The organism is Polycyclovorans algicola TG408 (genome assembly GCF_000711245.1).
GTDB lineage: Bacteria > Pseudomonadota > Gammaproteobacteria > Nevskiales > Nevskiaceae > Polycyclovorans > Polycyclovorans algicola.
Window position 1 is genome coordinate 744470 of the sequence record NZ_JOMH01000001.1, and the last position, 21317, is coordinate 765786.

Sequence of the window (21317 nt, forward strand, 5' to 3'; positions counted from 1 at the left end):
GACGGTGGGGAGAGGGCGCCGACGCGGCGCGTCACATTGATCATCGTCATGGCGTCGGCCGTCCTTATTCCTCGCCGGCCGAAATTTCCGCGAACATCGGCTTGGCGGAGGTCTTGAGTTCGTGCTTGAGCTGGCGGTCCATGTAGGTTCGCAGCGCGGCGGTGATGGCTTCGCGCCGAGTGTCTTCCAAGGCCTCGCTGTGTTCATCGAGCCAGGTGATCCAGTCGCAGATGAGCGCTTCGTTTTGGTCACGCAGCGCTTCGAGTGCACCGTTATCCGCGCTGGCTGCAGCGGCCTTCGGCAGGGCGGGGGTTTCGGTTCCGGGCGCCGCCAGCGGACTCAGCGTGCTGGCCAGCGTCGCCTGCGCCGCCAGTTGCTCGCCCAGAAAATCGCTGGACCACGCAGCGCGAAGCCGCAGGGAATTGAGCATGTAAATCACGCCAAATGCCTGCCCGCGCGCGAACTCGGTGCCCACCTGCGGAATCACCTCTTCACGCAGGGTCGCGACCATGCCGTCTATGAGCCTTTCGAGAGAATTGTTCATGACAGTAATTTCGCAATTTGGCGCAGCACCGGCGCGACCTGCGTGCCCATGGCCGGCATGCGCATGTCGTTGAAGCGGCCGTCCTCGAAGCAGCGCACGGCGGCGATGTGCGTGAGGGCCAGCTTGACCAGTGAAAACACGCGGTAAAAATGCAGCGCGTCGGGGTCAACCTTGAAGCCCACTTCGCGCTCGTACTGGGCAATGAAATCGTCCTGGCTGACCAGACGACACACCAGCCCCGAGCCGCCGGTGAACTGCGGCAGAAAAGCCCAGCCCAGGTCTTCGTGCGGATCGCCGGGATGCACCAGTTCCCAGTCGAGGATGGCGGTAATGCGGCCATCGACTTCGAGAAAATTGCCGAGTCGGTAATCGCCGTGCACCAAGCTGACGCGGGGCGCGACCGGGATATTTCTGCGCAGCCACAGCAATGCCCAGCGCAGCATCGGGTAGGGCTTCAAGGCCCAGCGCGCGTGCGCCGCTTCCCAGAACGCGATCTGCTTTTCGGCGGCGTTTTCGACCGTGACATCGGCATAAGCCTCGAAGCCCGGCTTGCCTCGCCAGTCGCAGCGATGCTGGGCGGCGAGTGCCGAGACGAACTGCGTGCCGATGGCCATTCGCCAGCTTTCCGAAAAGGGCTCGGCGTGGTCACTGTTGATCGCAGTTTGCGGTGCCGTCCGTGGCGAGACCTCGGTGTCCGTCTCAACCCCCGGCCCGGACGTCCCTGTCCGGGCGTTCGGGATGCCCGCGAGCGGTGCTCGCGAAGCGGAATCCCTCACCCAAGGAACGGGAGCCGTTCCCGCCACCCGCTCGCAGACAAAGAACGGCGCGCCAAGGATGGATTCGTCGTCGCTCCACCAGTACACCTTGGGCAGCGGCACGCCGGAGCCCTCCAGTGCCTTGAGTGCCGCGAATTGCGGTTCGGCGCTGTAGGGCGCAAACAGGCCGTACTGCGGGCCGAGACGCAGGATCAGGCCCTGCTCTTCGCCGCCGTCTTCACGTGCGGTGAAGCCATAGGTGATCCACGAAAAACCCACCGCGTAGCGGGTGAAGCGACCCAGGGTCCAGGCGGTGTCGGTCTGCGTGCGCAGGTAGTCGGTCAGCCGAGCGCTGATCAGCGTGTCGTCGCTGAGGTTGATCGCTGAACTTGCTGGGCTTGCATTCATGGCCGGGCCCCAACGCGGTCATGTCGGAGGTGGGCCGACAAGCCTCGCGTTTCCCTCTCCCGCCTGCGGGAGAGGGTGGCGCGTAGCGCCGGGAGAGGGCGCGCCGCAGGCGCGGCGGACTTGGCCAATGCCCCCCGGCCCCCTTCGGGCGCCGTCCTCTCCCCGTCGAACGTATACGTTCGACCCTCTCCCGCATGCGGGAGAGGGGAAGAAGCGTCTCCGCGGCGCAGGTCAATACCAATGAGATTCGCGTGAATGACGGGGCCCGTGGTTGAAATCATCACCGCCTCACAACGCGTTGGCGTTGACGCCAACCCGGCCCTTGTCCTTCTTCTCAAGGAATTCCTGCGACCGCTTGTTGAGCTCTGGGTTGCCGCCGCACAGCGCGTAGCCTTAGAGACATTCCACCTTGAGCTGTTCGTCGAGCGTGCGGCCAATGACCTCGAAGATGGTCTCCTTGGCCGATTCCACCGCGCGCCGGTCGTTGCGCAGAATGCGCGCCACCATGTCGTGCACGGCGTCCATCAACTGCTCGTGCGGCACGACCTTCGACACCATGTTGCAGGCCAGCGCGCGCTGCGCATCGATGGGCTCGCCGGTCAGTTCCATCTCCAGCGCGATGCCGACGCCGCAGGTGTTGACCAGCCGTACGATGCCGCCGTCGGCGGGGTGCATGCCGCGGCGCAGTTCGAACGAGCCGAACTGGGCGCGCTCGCTGGCGATGCGGATGTCGCAAGCCATGGCCAGCTCCAGCCCGCCGCCCAGCACCCAGCCGTTGCAGGCCGCGATGATGGGTTTGTAGATGCGGTGCACGCTGCGGGTGATGCCGCCGGCAAAGCCGTCCGGCAGTTTGTCGCGGCCCAGGCTGGGGCCGACGCCGTCCCACTCCGGCACGTGGGTTTTCAGGTCGGCGCCGGCGCAGAAGGCATCGCCGCTGCCGGTGAGGATGGCAATGCGCAGGTCGGGGTCGTCGCGGAAGTCGCGCCAGATTTCGCCGAGTCGCTCATGCACCTCCACGTCAATCGCGTTCTTCACCTTGGGGCGATTGAGGGTGATGTAGGCGATGGGGCCTTTTTTCTCGTACAGCACTTTGTCGGTCATGGGGTTCTCCTCAAAACGAATGTGGTTGTTGTTTTTTAATCTTGCGTCGCGAGAATCGCGGGCGGTTTGGCGCGGTGAAAGCCATCGAAGGGCTTGTTCTTGTCGGATGGCGCGAGCTTGTGCCACATGCGCCGCGCGTTGGGCCCGCCGCCGTCGATGCGGATGCACGAGCCGGTGATGTACGACGCGGCCGGTGACAGCAGAAACACGATGGCCGCCGACACTTCGGCTTCGTTGCCGAAGCGCTGCAGGGGAATTTCCTGGGCGATTTCGCGCTGGATATACGCGGTGTGTTTGACGTCGTAGGTGTCGAGCCCGCTGGAGGCGATGGCGCCCGGCGCAACGGTGTTGACGCGCACGTTGGACGCCGCCCATTCGCTGGCGGCACTCTCGCTGAGCGTGTGCATGCCGCCGCGTGATGCGGCCGAGTGGGCAAAGTTGGGCCAGCCGTGCCAGATGTCGGCAATCATGTTGACGATGTTGCCGCCGTGGGCCTCCATCCAGCGGTTGTAAACCTCGCGCATGAAGATGAAGCCGCCGGTGAGGTTGTTCTTCACCACCGCCTCGAAGCCCTTGGTCGAGACCTCGGCGAGCGCCGAGCGGTACTGGCCGCCGGCGTTGTTGACCAGGCCGTCGATTTTGCCGTGTTTGGCCAGGATGGCCTCGATGGTGGCGATGACGGTGGCTTCATCGCGAATGTCGCAGACATGCGTGCTGACCTTGCCGCCGTCTTCGATGATTTCAGCGGCCACCGCGTCCAGCTTCTCGACCTTGCGGCCGACGATGGCGACCGTGGCGCCCAGGCGCGCCAGCTCATGCGCCGTGCACCGGCCGATGCCGCTGCCGCCACCGGTGACGATGATGATCTGACCGGCGAACAGGTCGGGTGCAAAGACAGATTTGTAACTCATGCCGCTCCTCTTTCTTCAGTCGCTTCTCGGCCCGCACGGGCACGCGCCACGATCATTTTCATGATGCCGGCGGTGCCGTCACCGATTTCCAGCCCCATCACGTCGCGCATGCGCTGCTGATGCGGCAGGTCCATCGACCAGCCGTAATGGCCGAAGGTGAGCGCGCACTGGTGAATCACGTCGAAGGCGGTTTTCGGGGCGAGGTACTTCACCATCGCCGCCTCGACCGTGTGCGCTTGCCCGGCGTCGCGCAGTGCCAGTGCGTGGTACGACAACTGCCGCGCGGCGGCGACCAGGGTTTCGCCTTCCACCAGCGGAAAGCTCACGCCCTGGAAGCGGGCGATGGGGCCGCCAAAGGCTTCGCGCTCCTTGGTGTAAGCCCAGGCTTCATCCAGCGAGGCTTGCGCTGCGCCCAGACATTGCAGGGCGATGAGTGCACGCGAGTAATCAAAGCCGGCCATCACCTGCGAGAAGCCCTTGCCCTCGTCGCCGAGGCGGTGGCTGGCGGGAATGCGCACGTCATCGAAGAACACCGAACCGCGCCCCGACATGTGGCTGCCGAGATCGCTGAAACGCGTGGTCTGCAAGCCGGGCGTGTCGCTGGGCACCAGAAACGCGGTGACGCCGCGCGCGCCCTGCTCCACCGTGCCGGTGCGGGCGAACACCAGAAAGGCGTCGGCGCAGTCGCAGTAGGTGGTCGAGGTTTTCTCGCCGTTGAGCACATAGAAGTCGCCGTCGCGACGGGCCTTGAGCACCAGCGATCCGGCGTCGGAGCCGCACTTGGGCTCGGTGATCGACAGCGCCAGAATGGCATCGCCGGTGGGGATGCGCGGCAGCCATTTCGCCGCCACTTCGGGTTGGGCGTTGCGGGCGATGATGGCGCCGCACAGCGACATGACCAGCACGATGGCGCTGATGTTGAAGTCGCCATAGGCCAGCTCTTCAACAATCAGCCCGGTGGTCACACCGTCCACACCCAGGCCGCCGTAATCGGGCGCGACATCAACGCCCAGCAGGCCCAGCGCGCCCATTTCGCGAAGCAACGCGCGGTCGGTGATGCCGTCCTTCTCGCGCTGCATATACGTCGGCAGTAGCCGTTCGCGCGAGAAGCGACGCGCGGCGTCGAGCAGGGCAGATTGTTCTTCGTTGGGGATCATGCCGCCGCGCTCATGTCGCGGGCGCTTTGGTCCAGCGACACGATGACCTTGCGCAGCAGCGTGTCGAGCAATGCGAACTCCTCGTCGCTGAGCACCGAGAACGCGCGGTTCAGCGGCTCGATCATGCGCGGCACGATCTCGCGAACACGCTTGCGCCCGGCAGCGGTGATGCGGATGTCAAAGCGGCGGCCGTCACGCGCCTGCACCGTGCGGGTGACCAGATCGTCGCGCAGCAACTGATCAAGGATGCGCGTCATGTTGGCGCGGCTGGTGCCCACCAGCTCGCTCAGCTCGCTGGGCGCCGCAGTGCCTTTCTGGTCAGCCGACAGCAGGCACAGCACGTGAAACTCGTGCTCGCTGGTGCCAATGTCGCGCAGCACCGGGTCGAAGTAGGTGCTCAGGCCAAAGGCGCTGATGCGCAGCAGCCTGATCATCACCGTCGGCGGCATGGGCATGTCGGGCAAGGCACGGGCCATGCGCGGGGTGCTGGTGTTGACCGCCGAGAGGCGTTCGATTCCTTTCACGATAGTCGCTCGATAATTTAGTGCTGAATCATCCTTGCACTGTTTCCGGGCGTATGCAAGCCGGCGGGTGCTAAGTGCCGGGGTCGTCCGGCGGCTTGGCCGGTTTCGGCGGGGTCATGGCGCTGCCGACAATGTCGCGCAGGTCGCGCATCAAGCCGGGGTCGACATTCTTCAGCCGTTCACCGCCGCTGCCGCCCTGCCCCATCAGCGCACCGGCCAGCAGGCCCAGCGCCTGGGGAATGCCGTCACCTTTGGCGCTTGGCGCGACGGCAGCGCCGGGGCCTGCGCGGGCCAAGGTCACCGTGCCATCAAGCGCAATGCGAAACCGCAGGCGGTCGTTCGCTCGCAGGCTCAGCGCGCGGCGGACGGCCAGCGGCAGCTGAACCTGACCGTCGGGGCCGAGCTGGACTTCGGCGTCAACGTCTGCGGCGAGTGGGCTGGGCATCAGCGCAGCCTGATCAGCTTTTTGCCGCGATTGCGCCCGGCGTACACATCGACCAGTGCCTGCGGCGCATCGGCGATGTTGTCGCCAATGTCTTCGGCGTAGCGCAGGCGGCCGTCGGCCAGCATTGCGGCCAGTTCAGCGGCGGTGGCGTCGTAACGCGCGGCGTGGTCGAAGATCACAAAACCTTGAACGCGCAAACGCCGGGTGAGAATTTCACGATCCTTGCGCGGGCCCATGGGCGTCGGCACCCACGAGGCAATGGACATGGTGCCGCACTGGATGACGCGGCCGAACATCGCCACCTGGCCGTAGACCGTGTCGGCGATCTCGCCGCTGGTGTTGTCGAAAAACACGTCGACGCCTTTGGGGCAGGCCTCGCGCAGCTCCGCTTCCAGCGGTTGTTTGTAGTTGACGTAGGCGGCGTAGCCATAGTCGGCCACGCACTGCTCGCCTTTTTCGTCCGAGCCCACCACCGCGACCGGCCGCGCGCCGGCCTGTTTGGCCAGTTGCCCAACGATGCTGCCGACCGCACCCGCAGCGGCGGTGACCAGGACGGTTTCGCCGGGCTTGGGCTGGCCAATGTCATGCAGCGCCAGATACGCGGTCAGGCCGTTGATGCCGAGCAGCCCGGCGCCTGTGGACAGCGGCGCCTGATCGGGGTCGACCTTGCGCAGAATGGTTGCGGGCGTGGCGGCGCAGTAGTCCTGCCAGCCGAACCAGCCGTAGTAGTACTCGCCGGTTTTCACCGCAGCCGCTTTCGATGCGATGACCTTGCCGACGGTCATGGCGCGCATCACCGCCCCGATGGGCACGGGCGGGGCGTAGTTGTTTTCGTCGTTCACGTACCCGCGCTGCGCCGGGTCGACTGACAGGTAGTGGTTTTCAACCAAGAACTCGCCGTCCTTGAGGCCGGGCGCGTCGGCCTCGACAAGTTCGAAATGCTCGGGCTGGGGAATGCCCACCGGGCGCGAGGCGAGGATGATCTGACGGTTGTTCATGGCGGCTATTTTGACTCGGGGACTAGACGAGGGTGCTCTCGCGACCCTGCCAGTAGGATTTTCTGACCTGGTGCTTCAGGAGTTTTCCCGCTTCGTTGCGCGGCAGTTGCGCAACGAAGTCCACGCTGCGCGGACATTTGTAGGCCGATAGTTGGGCGCGGCACCAGTCCATCAACTCGGCGGCCATCGCGTCGCCGTCGGTGACCGGGTGGCGGGCCTGCACCACGGCCTTGACCGACTCGCCGAACTCGGGGTGCGGCACGCCAATCACCGCAACGTCGTTCACGGCCGGGTGGGTCATCAACAGGTTCTCGGCTTCCTGCGGGTAAATGTTGACGCCGCCGGAGACGATCATGTGCGACTGCCGGTCCGTCAGATACAGATAGCCGTCATCGTCGAGATAGCCGATGTCGCCGAGGCTGCCCCAGCCGTCGGCGGACAGGGTCTGGCGGGTTTTCTCGGCATCCTTGTGGTATTCGAAACGGTGGCCGTTGTGCATCTGGATGAGCCCGGCAGTACGCGGCGGCAGCACGTGTCCGGCCTCATCAACGATGCGGATGGAACACCCCGGCGCCGGTCGCCCTACCGAGCCGGGATGCGCCAACCATTCCTCGGAACTGATGAACGTGTGCCCCACCGATTCGGTCCCGGCGTAGAGCTCTTCGACGATGGGGCCAAGCCACTCGATCATCTGCCGCTTGACCGGCACCGGGCACGGCGCACCCAGATGCAGCAGGCAGCGCAGGCTGCTCAGGTCGGCGGCGGCGCGTTGTTCGGCGGGCAGTTGCAGCAGGCGGATCATCATTGTCGGCACCAGCAGCGCGTGCGTGACCTGATGCGCGGTCACCGCATTCAGCGTGGTCAGCGCGTCGAACTTGCGCGACGCCACCACCGTGCCGCCGCAGCGCTGCACGCAGACCATGAAGCGCCCCGGCGACGCGTGATAGAACGGTCCCGGATTGAGCAGCACGGTGTCGTCGGCAAAGCCGTAGCGGTTCACCAGCATCGCGTGGCGCGGCGGGGGTTGCTCGGGCGGCGCGGTGCCCATCGTCACGCGCACGCCTTTGGGGCGACCGGTGGTGCCGCTGGAATAGAGCATCGACGGGCCGCGGCAACGCCCTTGAAGCGGGGTCGCGGGCGCTGCCATCAGCGCCGGCTCGTAGGCTGTGTAAGGCCCCTGCGCGCCGTCCAGCATCAGGTATTGCAGTTGGCCGCCCAGTCGCTCGGCCACCGGCACGGCGGTCTCGGCGAGGCGCGCCGAGGTGATCAGCAGCCGCGCGTCGCAGTTGTCGACGATAAACGCCGCGTCGTCGACGCTGGACTGGCTGCTGATGCAAGCGTAGGTGATGCCCGAATTCTTTGCCGCCCAGATCAGCTCCGGGTAACGGATGTGGTTCTCCAGCCAGATCGCCAGCGTGTCGCCCTGCTCGAGGCCCATCTTTGCGAACAGGTTTGCTGCGCGATCGGCGCGCTCGACCAGTTCGGCGCAGCTGAGCGTTTCGCCGGTGTCGACAAGGTGCAGCGCAACGCGCTGACCCTGTTGGTTTGCCCAGTCGCGCGGGTGCGCGCGCGCACTGGAAACCGCCGGTGGTGCAGCCGGATGGGTCAACGAAAGCTCCGCATGTTGGCCGATGGGGAGCCAGTATGGGAGTTTCAGCCGCCCTCGTCGCGTGGGCGTGCGGGCAAACCGGCAGGCGCTATTCCAGGCCCCGGAGCGGCGGCAGTGCCACGCCGTTGGCTCCGCCCAGCAGCGGCACCAGCACGCCATCATTTACAAGATTGATGGGACCTCCGAGGACGCCGCCCAGCAGGCCGCCTACCACCGGCACCAAAACGGGCACCAGGGAACCCACGAGCGGGCCGGTGATGTTGCCGAGAATCGGTTGCAACAGCGGGTTGGCAACGGTTCCAAGCGAAGTCAGCAAGTTAGGCACTGCTTGGCCCAGTGGCGGTAGCGCTTGCGCCTGTGCGCCGCTCGCACCCAAGGCTAGCATGCCGGCTAAGGTAAGTTGTTTGATATTCATGAGCTTCGGTTCCTCAAGCGATGAGGTCGCGGGCAATCCGCGACGCGTTATTGATGTCCCGTGAAGTTTGAAGCCCCACCGGTTGTCCGTCTGTCAGCGTAACTCAGACGGTTGCTGTAGGACGGTGGGCCCGCAGGCGTGGGGTTACGGCTGACGGGTTGTTGGCAGGTCTTGCCAGGCAACCACAAAAAACGCCCCGGCCGCTGGCCGGGGCGTTTTTTTATTGCAACGCTTTGAGCACCGATGCCGGGGGCAAGGCCGGCGCCCGTACTCATGTGGCCTTATTCGAGGCCCGGCAGCGCGAAGTTGCCACCGCCACCCAGCGCAGGCGCAATCACCGCATCTTCAACAAGGTTGATCGGCGTGCTGAGCAGAGAGCCGAGCACGGTGCCGCCCAGGGGGATCAGAACCGGAATGGCAGCCGCAACAAGTGGGCCGGTGATGTTCTGGATGGGGGGCAGAATCGGCTCAGACAGAGTACCCAGCTGTGTGAGCAGTTCGGGCACGAACTGCCCCACCGACGGGGCTGACTGCGCGTGCGCAGCGCCCATTGAAGCCACGGTCAACGCTGCAGCCATACCCAATTTTTTAATCGACATTGTGTACATCTCCTCAAAAATGCTTGGGCCGGTGAGCCCAGTGAACCCCTCGGTGGTGATGCTGCCCGACGATTGCGCAGTCGTCTGTCAGCAATTGGATGATTCCTGTGTCGGCCGCTCATCGTCAAGTATGTCGATTCGGGTGGCAGAAACCGAAAAAAGCCAACGGGGTCGTCGACAGTCCTTGTAAGCTCGTTGCGGGATGGAGCCGTCGATACCTCGTATGGCACCATACTACTGAGCGCACGCTCGGAGTGCAAAGCGCCAGCCGGCGTGCCCGCCAGGTGCGCGACCCATCACAAGACGCGCAGCGCGATGGGTCATTGGGGCGCTGATGCATCAATGGCGGCTTGACCATCAGGGGTGAGGGATATGGAGGGAGAAATCGTCCACGAAACACAGGCTGCCTACGAGGGCGGTCAAGGCTCGACGCTGGTTCTGCTCCATGGACTGGGCGGCAGTTGGCACATCTGGAAGCCGGTTCTCGCCGCGCTGGGCAAGCGACACCGGGTCGTGGCCCTGACGCTGCCCGGTCACTGGGGCGGGCCGCCACTGCCCGACGGCGTCGAGCCCTCGGTGCAGGCCATCGCCGATGCGCTGGTGCAGGATCTGGCGGCGCGCGGCATCGACCGCCCTCACGTGTGCGGCAATTCTTTGGGTGGCTGGCTGTCGCTGGAGTTGGTCCGCCGCGGCAAAGTGCGTTCCGCCACCGCGCTGTCGCCGGCGGGTGGCTGGACCACCCCCGAGGATTATCAGAAAATTGCCAAGCCGTTCCGGCTGGTCTTTGCACTGATCACGGTGCTGATAGTGCTGTCGGCCTTGTTCCTGCGCTTTGCCTTTGTGCGGCGCCTGCTCAACAAGCAGGCCATGGAGCACGGCGACCGGGTGCCGGCTGCGGAGTTCAAGGGCGCGCTTAACGCGATTCGTAACACCAAGATGATGCCGAGACTGCTCACCAACATGGGCAACGTCGGCGCCCTTCAACCCCTTGATGTTGGCGACACGCCGGTGATGATTGCGTGGGGCGAGCGCGACCAGGTGATTCCCTTTGACACCTACGGTCGCCCGATGCTTGCCAAGGTCAGCGGCGCGGACAATATGATGATGCCGGGCGTTGGTCATGTGCCCATGTATGACGATCCAAAGCAGATTGTCGACATTATTCTGAAAACAACGGCGAGGGCGGAGACCCCTGTGACATGAATCTGATGGCGCTGAATCCCGTGGTTGGCGCAGCGTTGATCATGCGCAAGCAAGTGGCGAAGCGGGTGGCGGCCACCGAGCGCTTTCAAGAGCAGGTGGCATTGCTGGCCGGGCAGATCAAGCGGACACCGGCCGAGGTGATGACCGAGGCCATGGTGGGTCTCGAAGAGATCGTCACCGTGCAAAGCCCGGCTTTTGCCGCAGCCTTCGATTACGGCCTGGGGCCGCTGCACACCCGTGCCTGGACAGTCGATGCCGACGAGACTGCGCTGGCGCAGCTGAAGCGGCTTAACGAACACAGCGCCTTGGTCTACCTGCCGACCCATCGCAGTTATGCAGACGCCTTCATCCTGTCGCGGCTGTTGCGCGACCACGGCATGAAACGGAATCACATTCTTGGCGGCAACAACCTCGGCTTCTGGCCGCTGGGCACCATCATTCGTCGTTCGGGCGGCATCCTGATTCGCCGCAGCTTTCAGAAGGACGAGGTGTACAAGCTGGTGGTGCGCGAGTACCTCGCCTGGCTGGCCTCGCAGAAGCTCAATCTCGAGTGGTACATGGAAGGTGGACGCAGCCGTACCGGCAAATTGCGTCCGCCCAAATACGGCTTGTTGAGTTATCTGGTGTCGGCGATTCAGAGCGGCGGCGCCGACGACATGATGCTGGTGCCGGTGTCGACGACCTACGACCAGATGCACGAAGTCGGGGTGATGGCCGCCGAAGAGGCCGGTGCACCCAAGGCCAAGGAAAATCTGGTGTGGCTGGCGGGTTACGCGCGCACCCAGCAAAAGCGCATCGGCACGGCGTATGTGCGCTTTGGCGAGCCCTTGTCGCTGCGCGAAGCGCTGGAACGCGCCGACCACGAGGGCGGCGGTAAATGGACCGTCGCCAAGATTGCCTTTGAAGTCTTCCAGCGCATCAACGAATGCACCCCGGTGACCGCGCCGGCGCTGGTGACCTTCGCGCTGTTGGGGGTGCACGAGCGGGCGCTGACGCGCACCGAGGTGTTCGAGCAGGTGCAACCGCTACTCGATTACGCGGACGCACGCAAGTTGCCCGGCTCGGGCCTGGCGGCACTGCGCGAACCTGAAGGGGTGGAAGAAACCCTGCATGCCCTCGTTCGTGCCGGGGTGGTCAGCGGCTATGAAGGCGGGACGGCTACGGTTTACAAGATTGAGCCCGGGCAGCATTCGGTGGCGGCGTTTTACCGAAACAGCGCGATTCACTGGTTCGTCAATCGCGCGATTCTTGAGCTTGCCTTGCTGGACGCCACGCGCGACGAAATCACCGGGCCTCTTGAGCGCGCCTGGGCCGCGGCGTTCGCCCTGCGCGACCTGCTCAAGTTCGAGTTTTTCTTCAACGACAAGGCGACCTTCCGCGACGAACAGAAGGCGGAGTCACGGCTCATCGACCCCAAATTTCGTCAGCGTGCCGCCGGCGCCAAAGACCGTCGCGAGATTCTGCTCAATGTGCCGGTGCTCATCGCGCATCGTGTGCTCGCGCCGTTTCTCGAGGCGTACTTCATCGTCGCCGATCGCCTGGCCGCCCAGCCCGTCGACGCCAAGATCGACAAGAAGGCGCTCACCGAAGAGTGCGTCCGCGTGGGTCGCCAGTACGTGCTGCAACAGCGGTTGAGCAACCCCGAGTGCGTGTCGCGTGAAGTGTTTTCCAACGCATTGCTGTTGGCCGCCAACCGTGACCTGCTGACCCCGGGCGCAGCGGATCTCGCGCAGCGACGACAGGCCTTCGCCGACGAACTGGCCGCTGCCGTGAAAGGCATCGCCGACATTGAAGAACTTGACCGTATGCGCCGCGGCGCCAAGGCAGCCCGATGAAACCGATAGATGAGGCAATCCAACGCGTACTCGACGGCCCGCGCGGCCCGAAGACAGGCGCCTTTTTCGACTTTGACGGCACGCTGATCGACGGTTACTCGGCCGCCGCGTTTTACATGGACCGCATCAAGCGTCGCGACATGACGCGCGCCGAGTTGATCGACGTGCTCAAGCTCAGTCGCAAGAAGGAAATCACCGACGAAGAGTTCACCGTGATTATCGGTCAGGGCATCGTCGACTGGGCCGGTATGACCGAGCAGGACATGCGCGACCTCTGGGGCCGTCTTTGGCAGGAGCGCATCGCACCCACGCTGTTCCCCGAAGGCTGGCGACTGGTGCAGGCGCACAGGCGCATGGGTCATACGGTGGCCATTGCCTCGTCGGCGACGCGCTACCAGATCGAGCCGCTCGCGGCCGAGTACGGCATCGAACACATCCTGGCCACGCCGGTGAAGATTCGCAACGGCAAGCTCAGCGGCGGGCTTGACGGCCCACCAGCGTGGGGTGACGGCAAGGCGGCAGCGGTCAAGGCGTTCTGCAAGGCCCACAAAATTCCGCTGGGCAAGACCTACGGCTACGCCAACGGCGATGAAGACATCGCCTTCCTGCGCACGGTGAAACATGCAACAGCAGTGCAACCCAAATTGTTGTTGGAAACCACCGCCAATGAAGCAGGCTGGCCGGTGTTGCGCTTTGACGCGCGCAAGCGCGGCTCGGCCACGGCGATGGCGCGCACGGTCGGCGCGTATGGCGCCATGGGCCTAAGCTTTCTGGCGGGACTGGGCTATTACCGGGCCACCGGTGAGAGCCGCAAATCGGTCGATCTGATCACGCAAATGGCGGCCGACTCCGCCTTTACCGTGCTCGGCGTCAAGGTCGACGTGGTCGGCGAAGAGCACCTCTGGGAACACCGCCCCTGCGTGTTCGCGCTGAATCATCAAAGCAAGTTCGACATGTTCGCGATGATGTATCTGGTGCGCCGCGGCTTCACCGGCGTCGCCAAGGCCGAGGCGCGCAACGTGCCGGGGTTCGGCCGCTTCATGGAGATGGCCGAGGTGGCCTTCCTCGACCGAGCCAACAGCACCAAGGCGGTCGACGCGCTCAAGCCGGCGGTGGATCGCCTCAAGCGTGGTCTGTCGGTGTGCATCGCGCCCGAGGGCACGCGCTCGTGGACGCCGAAAATTGGCAAATTCAAGAAAGGGCCCTTCCATCTCGCCATGCAGGCGGGTGTGCCCATCGTGCCGGTGGTGTTCCGCAACAGCGGCGAGATCATGGGCCGCAACGACCAGACCATGCGCGCCGGCACGTTGCAGGTGGCGGTCTTGTCACCGGTCGATGTATCAACCTGGAAAGTTGACGAGATGGACGTCCGCATTGAGGAGGTGCGGCAGCGTTACATCGACACGCTGGAGAACTGGCCGACCAAGGAGACCAAATAATGAGCCGACGAATGAATGTGACGGTGCTGGGCGCCGGGTCGTGGGGCACCACGGTGGCGTCCATCGCCTCGCGCAATGCCGACACCATCATCTGGGCGCGCCGCGCCGAAACCGCCGACGAGATCAACCGCGAGCAGCGCAACAGTCAGTACCTGAAGGACCTGACACTGCATCGCCATCTGCGCGCCACGGCCGACCTCGAAGAGGCGCTGCGCGACTGCGACGTGCTGGTGATGGGTGTGCCCTCGCACAGCTTCCGCGACACCTTGCAAAAAGTGGCACCGCTGGTGCGGCCCTGGGTGCCGGTGATCAGCCTCGCCAAAGGGCTGGAGCAAGGCACGCAGCGGCGCATGACCGAGATCATTCACGAAGAGCTGCCCGGCCACCCCGCCGGTCTGCTGGCCGGCCCCAACATTGCCAAGGAAGTGCTGCAGGGCATGGCCGCCGCGGCCGTCATGGCGATGCCGGACGAGAAGATCGCCTGCGCCTTGCAGCCCTTGTTCAGCACCGCGGTGTTTCGCGTCTACACCAACACGGATGTCATCGGTTCCGAACTTGGCGGGCCGCTGAAGAATGTCATCGCCATCTCCGCCGGCATGGCCCAGGGTCTCGGCGTGGGAGAGAACACCCGCGCCATGGTGATCACCCGCGGCCTGCTTGAGATCTCCCGTCTCGGCGTGGCCATGGGGGGCCGTGCCGAAACCTTCTCCGGCCTCACCGGGCTGGGTGACTTGCTGACCACCTGCATGAGTCCGTTGTCGCGCAATCGTCAGGTCGGCGAACAATTTGCCGCTGGCAAGACCACTGCCGAAATCGTCGCGTCGATGAACATGGTCGCCGAGGGCATCAAGACCAGCAGCGTGGTGATGGAGCTGGCCGAGCGCCACGGCGTCGAGATGCCCATCGCCCATGAAGTGGCCGCAGTGGTGCGCGGCGAATATGGCGCGTTGCAGGCATTTCGTGGGCTGCGCAAGTTGACGCCCGGTGCCGAGCAGGAGTCTGGTTAGGCTCGCTGAGTGGGCGCCCGATTTTATGTTGTGAACCAAAAGACCAAGCCATGAGCAAAAAAGCCGTACAACCCTCGCAGGACGACCTGGACCTGTTGGCCGAACTGCAGGACTGGGGCGGCCCCGCCGAAATGAGTGCCTTCGAGGCGGTGATGTGGCGTGCCGAGGTGGACCCGCGGCTGCGCTCCACCACCACCTCGGTCCTGTTTCTCGACCGTGCACCCGATTGGGAGCGTTTGGTGGCCGGGCACAAATGGGTCACCCATGCCGTGCCGCGCTTCCGTCAGCGCGTTGTGGACCCGGCATTTGGGGTGGGCAATCCGGTGTGGGTCGAAGACCCGGATTTCAATCTGGGCTATCACCTGCGACGTGTTCGGCTGCCCGAACCTGGATCGGACCGCCAATTTTTTGACCTTGCCCAGAATTTGGCGATGACCCCTTTCGACAAGGCGCGTTCGCCCTGGGAAGCCACACTGGTCGAGGGGCTTGAAGGCGGCCGAGCGGGGTATGTGCTCAAGCTGCACCACGCGACGTCCGATGGCCTGGGCATCATCCAGTTGCTGTCGCGGGTGCTCGGCAAGCGGCGTGAAACCGCGAATCGGCCGCTGCCCGACAAGGCCCGGACTCGCCGCACTGCGCCCACGGCCACCGAGGTGGCGAGCCGCCAGTTCCGCAACAGTCTCTTTGCGCTGCCGTCCGAGGCGGCGGGCACCTTGTCGACCTTGACCCGTTCGCTGAACCGTTGGGTGCGTGACCCCGAAGCGCTACAGAAAGGGCGTGACTACCTGTCGTCAGCCATGCGCGTGCTTGGCAACAAGCCGGTGCCCGGCTCGGGCCTGTTCAAGCGGCGCAGTCTGTCGTGGCGGTTTGACGGCATCGAGCTGCCCTTGACTGACTTGAAGGCGGCCGCCAAGGCCGCGCATGGCTCACTCAACGACGTCTTCCTCGCCGGATTGATTGGCGGCTTCAGTCGCTATCACCGTGAGATGGGCGTGTCGCTGAAGGCGATGCCCGTGGGGTTTCCGATCTCACTGCGAACCGAGAACGACCCCATGGGCGGCAACAAATTTGCCGGCAGCCAGTACGCCGCACCCTTGGACATCGAGGACCCCATCGAGCGGGTGCGCCACATTCAGCGCTTCGTGCGCGACACCCGCGCCGAGGCCGCACTGGACATCATGATTCGCATGATGCCGGTGGTGACCCGTCTGCCTTTGGCGGCCATCACCGCCATGACCGCCGACTTCACCAAAGCGCAGGACGCACAAATCAGCAACGTTCCCGGCATTGCCCATCCGGTTTACATGGCGGGGGCCGAAGTAACCCATTTCTGGCCGTTCGCGCCGGTGCCCGGCTGCGGCATGATGATCGTGCTGATGTCGCACAACGGTCGCTGCTGCATCGCGATCAACAGTGATCAGGCGGCGGTCACCGAGCCGGATTTGCTGATCGAATGCCTGCGCGCCGGGCTTGACGAAATCGTGGCGCTGGGCGCCACGTCCACCCCATCAAAGAAATGACATGAAACATAGCGAAGGCCGTTTTCAGGGCAAGAAGAAAGTCGAGATCTATTGGCAGAGCTGGCAGCCGGCCAAGGCCAAGTGCAAGGCTGTGGTGGTGCTGGTACACGGGTTGGGGGAGCACAGCAGCCGCTATGCCCATGTGGCCGAGGCCCTGGTCGATGCCGGCAGCGCCGTCTATGCCATGGACCATCGGGGTCACGGCAAATCGGGCGGTCCGCGGGTGCTGGTTGACCGGTTTGCGAACGCCGTTGAAGACATCGACTACGTCGTCGAGCTCGCGCGCCGCGAACAGCCACGCAAGCCGGTGTTTCTGCTGGGCCACAGCATGGGCGGCGCCCTGTCGCTGAGCTATGCCATCAAGAACCCCGGCAAGCTTTTCGCCCTGATGCTGTCGGGTCCGGCGGTGGCGCTCGACGGCGCGCCGCCGTTGATGAAGCCCATTGCCAAGTTTCTGGCCGTCTTTGCGCCCAAGCTGGGCATGTTTGCCGTTGAACCCAGCCTCGTGTCGCGCGATCCCGAGATGGTCGCGGCCTATGCCAGCGACCCGCTCAATGCCCACGGCAAGGTGCCGGCGCGGACGCTGGGCGAGATCATCAATTTTGTCGAAACCCTGCCGGCGTTTCTGCCCAGCCTGCACTTGCCATTGCTGATTCAGCATGGTCAGGACGATAAGTTGGCCGGTGTCAGCGGCAGCGAAATGGTGATGAGCCGGGTGTCGTCAAAAGACAAGACCTTGAAGGTTTACCCCGCGCTGTACCACGAAATTTTCAATGAGCTCCCGGCTGACCGCGCGGCTGTTCTCAAGGACACGACCGACTGGATTAGCGCGCAACTCTCGCGCTAACAAAAAGGCCGCACCTTGGAGTGCGGCCTTTTCATTTGTTGCTTACCGATTGGCCAATGGCTCAGCCACCCTTTCGCTCGGCACGCAGAAACTCTAGATACGCCGTCGGCCACATGAATTCGCTCCATCCGACCCCGGCCTTGCCATCAATCTCGCACTTCATGGCGCCCTCCATCAGCGTGCAGGTCGGCACCGGTGGCATCGGGAAGTGCGCGAAGTACTGGCCGACCACGCGGGTGGTGCGGCCGGCGGTGTCGTGCACCCGGGCATCGATGGTTTTGTGACGGAACTGGTCGTCATTTTCCCAATCGATGTCCACGTCGCTGACCTCGGCCATCAAGCCGTCGCGGAGCACGTACCCGCGCAGTGCGGTGCGGCCACGGGCTTCGATTTTCCAGAAGTGCACGCAGGTCTCGGGGCCGGCTTGCGCGTGTAGCCACTTCCAGTGCTGTGGCACGTCCCAGTTGCGCGTGCCCCAGCTGTGGTCGCGGGCGCAGGTGGTGTCGATGGCGTAGGTCTTGCCGTCGATCTCCATGGCGCCCTTGATGGTGCCGGCCTGTTCGATGCGGTCGGTGGCAGCCCAGTCGGGGCAGCCATCGGCGTGTGAGCTGTAGGCGTAGGCCGGATGCGCGGCGGTGAAGTGCGCATCAAGCTTGACGCGCTCGCCGCGCGCAACCAAGTGAGAGGTCTTGAGCTGCAGGTCCTGCTTCAGGTGCAGCGGGCCGACCTGCCAGTCGTCAAAGTTCTTGTCGGCGCCCATCTCAATGCCGTCGACCTTCTCCATCAGCGGCTCGTCGCCGATGCCGGGGCCGTAGGCGAGGAAGGCCGCACCGGCGAGGTTGTCCTTGGTCACCCAGGTGTAGACGAAGGTGGCGATGCCGTGCTCGGGCATCGAGATCACATAGGGGATGGACTCGCGCTCCAGCGGCAGGTTACGCAGCTTGTGGCGACCGTCATTCACGGGGTCGATGGTGGGGATGGGGCGGCTCATTGAGGGCTCCTCCGGATGCGCGGGGCATCTCTATGGTTGATGTGCTTTGGTAATATGGAACCATACCAAAAATATTCCAGCCCCAGAGGATGCCTGTCATGACGTATCAATCGGTTTATCGCCCCGGCCTATTTGACGGACAGGTCGTTTTGATCACCGGCGCGGGCAGTGGCCTCGGTCGCTGCACCGCGCACGAGCTGGCCAGTCTGGGTGCAACCGTGGCGATCGCCGGGCGTGGCCTGGACAAGCTCGAGGCGGTGAAGGCCGAGATCGTCGCCGCCGGTGTCGCGGCCGACAAGGTCAGCACCCACACCTGCGACATTCGCAAGGAAGACGAGGTCATCGCACTGGTCGATGCGGTGCTTGCCCAGCATGGCCGCATCAATGGCCTGGTCAACAACGCCGGCGGCCAGTATCGCCAGCCGCTGAATGAAATCAGCTCCAAGGGCTTCGAGGCGGTGGTGCGACTGAACCTGTTCGGCGGTTTCATGGTGATGCGCGAGGTCTACAACCGCTGGATGGAAAAAAACGGCGGTGCCATCGTCAACATGATTGCTGACATCTGGGGCGGCTGGTCGCACTACGGACATTCCGGCGCGGCGCGCGGCGGCATGTGGACCTTGAGCGAAACGGCCGCGTCGGAATGGGCGCACTCGGGCGTGCGGGTCAACTGCGTGGCGCCGGGCGGCATTGCCAGCAGCGGCTTCGACACCTACGAGCCGCACGTGCAGGAAGACATCCTCAAGTATCCGCCCACGGTGCCGGCGCGCCGCTACGGCAACGTGTCCGAGATTTCGGCGGCGATCACCTATCTGTTGTCGCCCGCGGCCGCCTACATCACCGGCTCGTGCATCCGTGTCGATGGCGGCGCGCCCAACGTGCGCTGCTGGAATCCGCCCAAGCCGTTGACCGAAGGCCTGGCGTTCGATGCGTCGAAAGAATTCTCGGCGTTCCCCCTGGATGCGCCGCCGCGGCTGCTGACCGAGGGCGTGACCAAGAAGGCGAGTCGGTAGCAACCATGTTTCGTCAAGCTCTTTTCTCGACGAGTTTAGGGTTCCATGCGGAGGTGTCGCGGAGCATGGCGTTGAGGATGGTGAGGAGTTTTCGTGCGACGGCGACGAGGGCGACTTTGTGCGGTTTACCGGCGGCTTTGAGACGCTCGAAGAAGGCTTTGAGCGGGACATTGAAGCGACTGGCCGACAGCGCCGCCATGTACAGCGTGTTGCGCACCTTGACGCGCCCGCCCCAGATCGCGCGCTTGCCGCGGAACGTGCCGGAGTCGCGGTTGAGCGGCGCCACCCCCACGAGTTTGGCGATGCCGTGACGATCCAGCTTCCCCAGTTCTGGCAGATCGATCAGCAGCCGTCGTAGGGTCTGTGGCCCGACGCCGGTGACGACTTCGAGCAAGGCCACTTTCTCGGCCCAGGCGGGCGAGCCGCGCAGGGTGTCGTCGAGGTCTTGGTCGAGGGTTTTGATCGCTTGGTCCAGAAAGGCCAGATGCCCGTCGATGGAGCGTTTCATCGCCGTGCTGGCGCGATGCCGACGATTCTTTTCGGCGGCGCTCATTTCAACCAACTGACTGCGCCGGGCGAGCTTATCGGCGAGTTCCAGGGCCGCTGCATCGGGCAAGTTGCGCGGCTGGGGCTGGAGGCGCAGACCGAACAGCGCCAGCACCTGGGCGTCGATCTGATCGGTCTTGGCCAGTTGCCCCGACGCGCGGGCGAAGTCTCGAACCTGACGCGGATTGATAACGGCTACGGCGATCCCGGCGGCGACCAGGGCGCTCGCTACCTGGCGTTGCAGACCGCCGGTGGCTTCGATCACCACGATGTCCACGCCGACCTTTCGCAGATCGGCGACCAGCGACTGGATGCCGTCTGGCGTGTTGGCAACCTCGCCGCGACTCCGCTCTGGCAGTCGATGCCAATCCAGACGCTCGGCACAGACGTCGATTCCCAAGGCACTGCGATACACGCTGATACTTTCCATGACCCCTCCTTGAAAAAGTGCGGACTCCGAACCACGGTCCGAGCAACCATTCGGGTTTTAGAAAGAAAACCAGCCAGAGGCTCCAAAAGCTACGAAACGGTCTGCAAGACCCAGGGTGGGACGGGCTCTCCGGCTGTTACTACGACCGCTGAAAAACAATACACAAGGGTGTCGTGCCACACGCGTCTTTGTAGGTCGGCCTTCAGGCCGACATCTGAACGTTGCTGTCGGGCTGAAGCCCGACCTACGGGCTGGTCTCTTCCCCGCCATCGTCGGGTTGAAATTCGCCCTACACCACCCGGGCCCAATCGCTGATCGCGCCGAGAATATAGTCCTCGGTGGCGCATTCGGCGGCGTCGGCTTCGCGTGCGGCGATGGTCTGCGCGAGGGTAAGACGCAGCGCGTTTATTCGCGTTGGCGGGCCATTCACCGGGTCCGGGCGGACGCGGCTCTGGTTGAGATAGAAGCGGAAGATGCGCCGCAGGTTGCTGATGCGCTCCACCAGCAGACGTGAGCGCGAGATGGCGCTGATGCGGTCGTGGAAGATGGAGATGCCGTCGCCCATGGCACGGCGGTCATCGGGCGACCTGAAGGGGTTTGAAGCGAGTTCCTCGGCCAGTTCGATCAGCGCGGCGGCCTCGTCGGGTTCGTGGCGCTCGGCGGCAAAGCGCGCGATCACGCCCTCGGTGCGCGAGAACATGACGAAGAAGTCCTGCACTTCCTGCGGGGTGGGCGCGACCACGCGGCAACCCACCTGCGGAATGATTTCCAGATAGCCGACGCTGCGCAGGTAGAGCACGGCGGAGGCCACCGGTTGGCGGCTGGCGCCGAACTGCTCGGCGAGGGTGTAGATCGACAGCGCCTCACCGAAGCGGTAGGTCCCGCGCACCAGGCGTTCTTCCAGTTCGGCCGCGACCTCGCCGGCTTTGCCGGCAAGATCGTTGGGCCGCACGCCGCGCACGATGCTGCGGTTCCATCCGGAAACCCGCGACCGTGGCGGCTTGTCGGGAACGCCCATCG

Annotated in this window: 21 protein-coding genes; 7 read left to right on the forward strand and 14 right to left on the reverse strand. The window is 64.5% G+C overall.

The genetic code is table 11. The features are described 5' to 3' along the window. Nucleotides 1–64 precede the first annotated feature (64 nt). The 11 genes from U741_RS0103570 to U741_RS0103620 all read right to left on the reverse strand — a co-directional run bounded on the left by U741_RS0103570 (nt 65) and on the right by U741_RS0103620 (nt 9466). Nucleotides 65–544, reverse strand: a complete 480-nt coding sequence (locus U741_RS0103570; protein WP_152551477.1) for a hypothetical protein — start codon at nt 542–544, stop codon at nt 65–67. Then, nucleotides 541–1707 carry a phosphotransferase family protein gene (locus U741_RS18190; protein ID WP_029889122.1) on the reverse strand — a complete coding sequence of 389 codons (1167 nt, stop codon included), beginning with the start codon at nt 1705–1707 and terminating at the stop codon, nt 541–543. The genes U741_RS0103570 and U741_RS18190 overlap by 4 nt, the downstream gene beginning before the upstream one ends. Nucleotides 1708–2100: 393 nt before the next feature. Continuing rightward, nucleotides 2101–2808: an enoyl-CoA hydratase/isomerase family protein gene (locus U741_RS0103580; protein WP_029889123.1), complete on the reverse strand. Its 708-nt coding sequence runs from the start codon at nt 2806–2808 to the stop codon at nt 2101–2103. A 35-nt stretch (nt 2809–2843) separates the two neighbouring features. Then, nucleotides 2844–3719, reverse strand: a complete 876-nt coding sequence (locus U741_RS0103585) for an SDR family oxidoreductase (RefSeq protein WP_029889124.1) — start codon at nt 3717–3719, stop codon at nt 2844–2846. Beyond that, entirely contained in the window at nt 3716–4876 is a 1161-nt protein-coding gene (locus U741_RS0103590) for an acyl-CoA dehydrogenase family protein (RefSeq protein WP_029889125.1), read from the reverse strand. Before U741_RS0103590 ends, U741_RS0103585 begins: the two co-directional genes overlap by 4 nt. Further along, complete coding sequence (locus U741_RS18195) at nt 4873–5400, reverse strand: MarR family winged helix-turn-helix transcriptional regulator (RefSeq protein WP_052378461.1); 528 nt, start codon at nt 5398–5400, stop codon at nt 4873–4875. Before U741_RS18195 ends, U741_RS0103590 begins: the two co-directional genes overlap by 4 nt. Before the next feature lie 70 nt (nt 5401–5470). Then, nucleotides 5471–5845, reverse strand: a complete 375-nt coding sequence (locus tag U741_RS0103600; RefSeq protein WP_029889127.1) for an AbrB/MazE/SpoVT family DNA-binding domain-containing protein — start codon at nt 5843–5845, stop codon at nt 5471–5473. Then, a complete protein-coding gene (locus U741_RS0103605) occupies nt 5845–6843 on the reverse strand; it encodes an NADP-dependent oxidoreductase (protein WP_029889128.1) in 999 nt (332 codons plus the stop codon). Before U741_RS0103605 ends, U741_RS0103600 begins: the two co-directional genes overlap by 1 nt. 22 nt (nt 6844–6865) lie before the next feature. Further along, nucleotides 6866–8452, reverse strand: a complete 1587-nt coding sequence (locus U741_RS0103610; protein WP_029889129.1) for an AMP-binding protein — start codon at nt 8450–8452, stop codon at nt 6866–6868. 88 nt (nt 8453–8540) lie between these two features. Continuing rightward, nucleotides 8541–8867 carry a hypothetical protein gene (locus U741_RS0103615; protein WP_152551478.1) on the reverse strand — a complete coding sequence of 109 codons (327 nt, stop codon included), beginning with the start codon at nt 8865–8867 and terminating at the stop codon, nt 8541–8543. 281 nt (nt 8868–9148) lie between these two features. Next, nucleotides 9149–9466 (reverse strand): hypothetical protein, encoded by a 318-nt coding sequence (locus tag U741_RS0103620; protein ID WP_152551479.1) that lies wholly within the window; start codon nt 9464–9466, stop codon nt 9149–9151. 372 nt (nt 9467–9838) lie between these two features. On the opposite strand from U741_RS0103620, the gene U741_RS0103625 reads away from it, so the two are divergent. Genes U741_RS0103625 through U741_RS0103650 form a run of 6 tightly spaced genes read left to right on the forward strand, consistent with a single transcriptional unit; the run spans nt 9839 to nt 17317 of the window. Beyond that, entirely contained in the window at nt 9839–10669 is an 831-nt protein-coding gene (locus U741_RS0103625; RefSeq protein WP_029889132.1) for an alpha/beta fold hydrolase, read from the forward strand. Next, nucleotides 10666–12504, forward strand: a complete 1839-nt coding sequence (locus U741_RS0103630) for a 1-acyl-sn-glycerol-3-phosphate acyltransferase (RefSeq protein WP_052378462.1) — start codon at nt 10666–10668, stop codon at nt 12502–12504. Before U741_RS0103625 ends, U741_RS0103630 begins: the two co-directional genes overlap by 4 nt. After that, entirely contained in the window at nt 12501–13943 is a 1443-nt protein-coding gene (locus tag U741_RS0103635) for an HAD-IB family hydrolase (protein ID WP_029889134.1), read from the forward strand. The genes U741_RS0103630 and U741_RS0103635 overlap by 4 nt, the downstream gene beginning before the upstream one ends. After that, nucleotides 13943–14950: an NAD(P)H-dependent glycerol-3-phosphate dehydrogenase gene (locus U741_RS0103640; RefSeq protein ID WP_029889135.1), complete on the forward strand. Its 1008-nt coding sequence runs from the start codon at nt 13943–13945 to the stop codon at nt 14948–14950. Before U741_RS0103635 ends, U741_RS0103640 begins: the two co-directional genes overlap by 1 nt. 50 nt (nt 14951–15000) lie before the next feature. Beyond that, nucleotides 15001–16470 carry a wax ester/triacylglycerol synthase domain-containing protein gene (locus U741_RS0103645; RefSeq protein ID WP_029889136.1) on the forward strand — a complete coding sequence of 490 codons (1470 nt, stop codon included), beginning with the start codon at nt 15001–15003 and terminating at the stop codon, nt 16468–16470. Between the two features lies 1 nt (nt 16471). Next, complete coding sequence (locus tag U741_RS0103650) at nt 16472–17317, forward strand: alpha/beta hydrolase (RefSeq protein ID WP_029889137.1); 846 nt, start codon at nt 16472–16474, stop codon at nt 17315–17317. 61 nt (nt 17318–17378) lie between these two features. Here the strand turns inward: U741_RS0103650 and U741_RS0103655 are convergent, their stop codons facing one another. Continuing rightward, complete coding sequence (locus U741_RS0103655) at nt 17379–18308, reverse strand: DUF7064 domain-containing protein (protein ID WP_029889138.1); 930 nt, start codon at nt 18306–18308, stop codon at nt 17379–17381. Between the two features lie 98 nt (nt 18309–18406). On the opposite strand from U741_RS0103655, the gene U741_RS0103660 reads away from it, so the two are divergent. After that, a complete protein-coding gene (locus U741_RS0103660) occupies nt 18407–19321 on the forward strand; it encodes an SDR family oxidoreductase (protein WP_043110181.1) in 915 nt (304 codons plus the stop codon). Between the two features lie 13 nt (nt 19322–19334). On the opposite strand, the gene U741_RS0103665 is transcribed toward U741_RS0103660, so the two are convergent. Both U741_RS0103665 and U741_RS18200 read right to left on the reverse strand, forming a co-directional pair. Beyond that, on the reverse strand, nt 19335–20297 hold the full coding sequence (locus U741_RS0103665) for an IS110 family RNA-guided transposase (protein ID WP_029889140.1): 963 nt from the start codon (nt 20295–20297) through the stop codon (nt 19335–19337). Between the two features lie 289 nt (nt 20298–20586). Next, nucleotides 20587–21315, reverse strand: coding sequence for a GntR family transcriptional regulator (locus tag U741_RS18200; RefSeq protein WP_052378463.1), 729 nt, complete (start codon nt 21313–21315; stop codon nt 20587–20589). Nucleotides 21316–21317 lie beyond the last annotated feature (2 nt).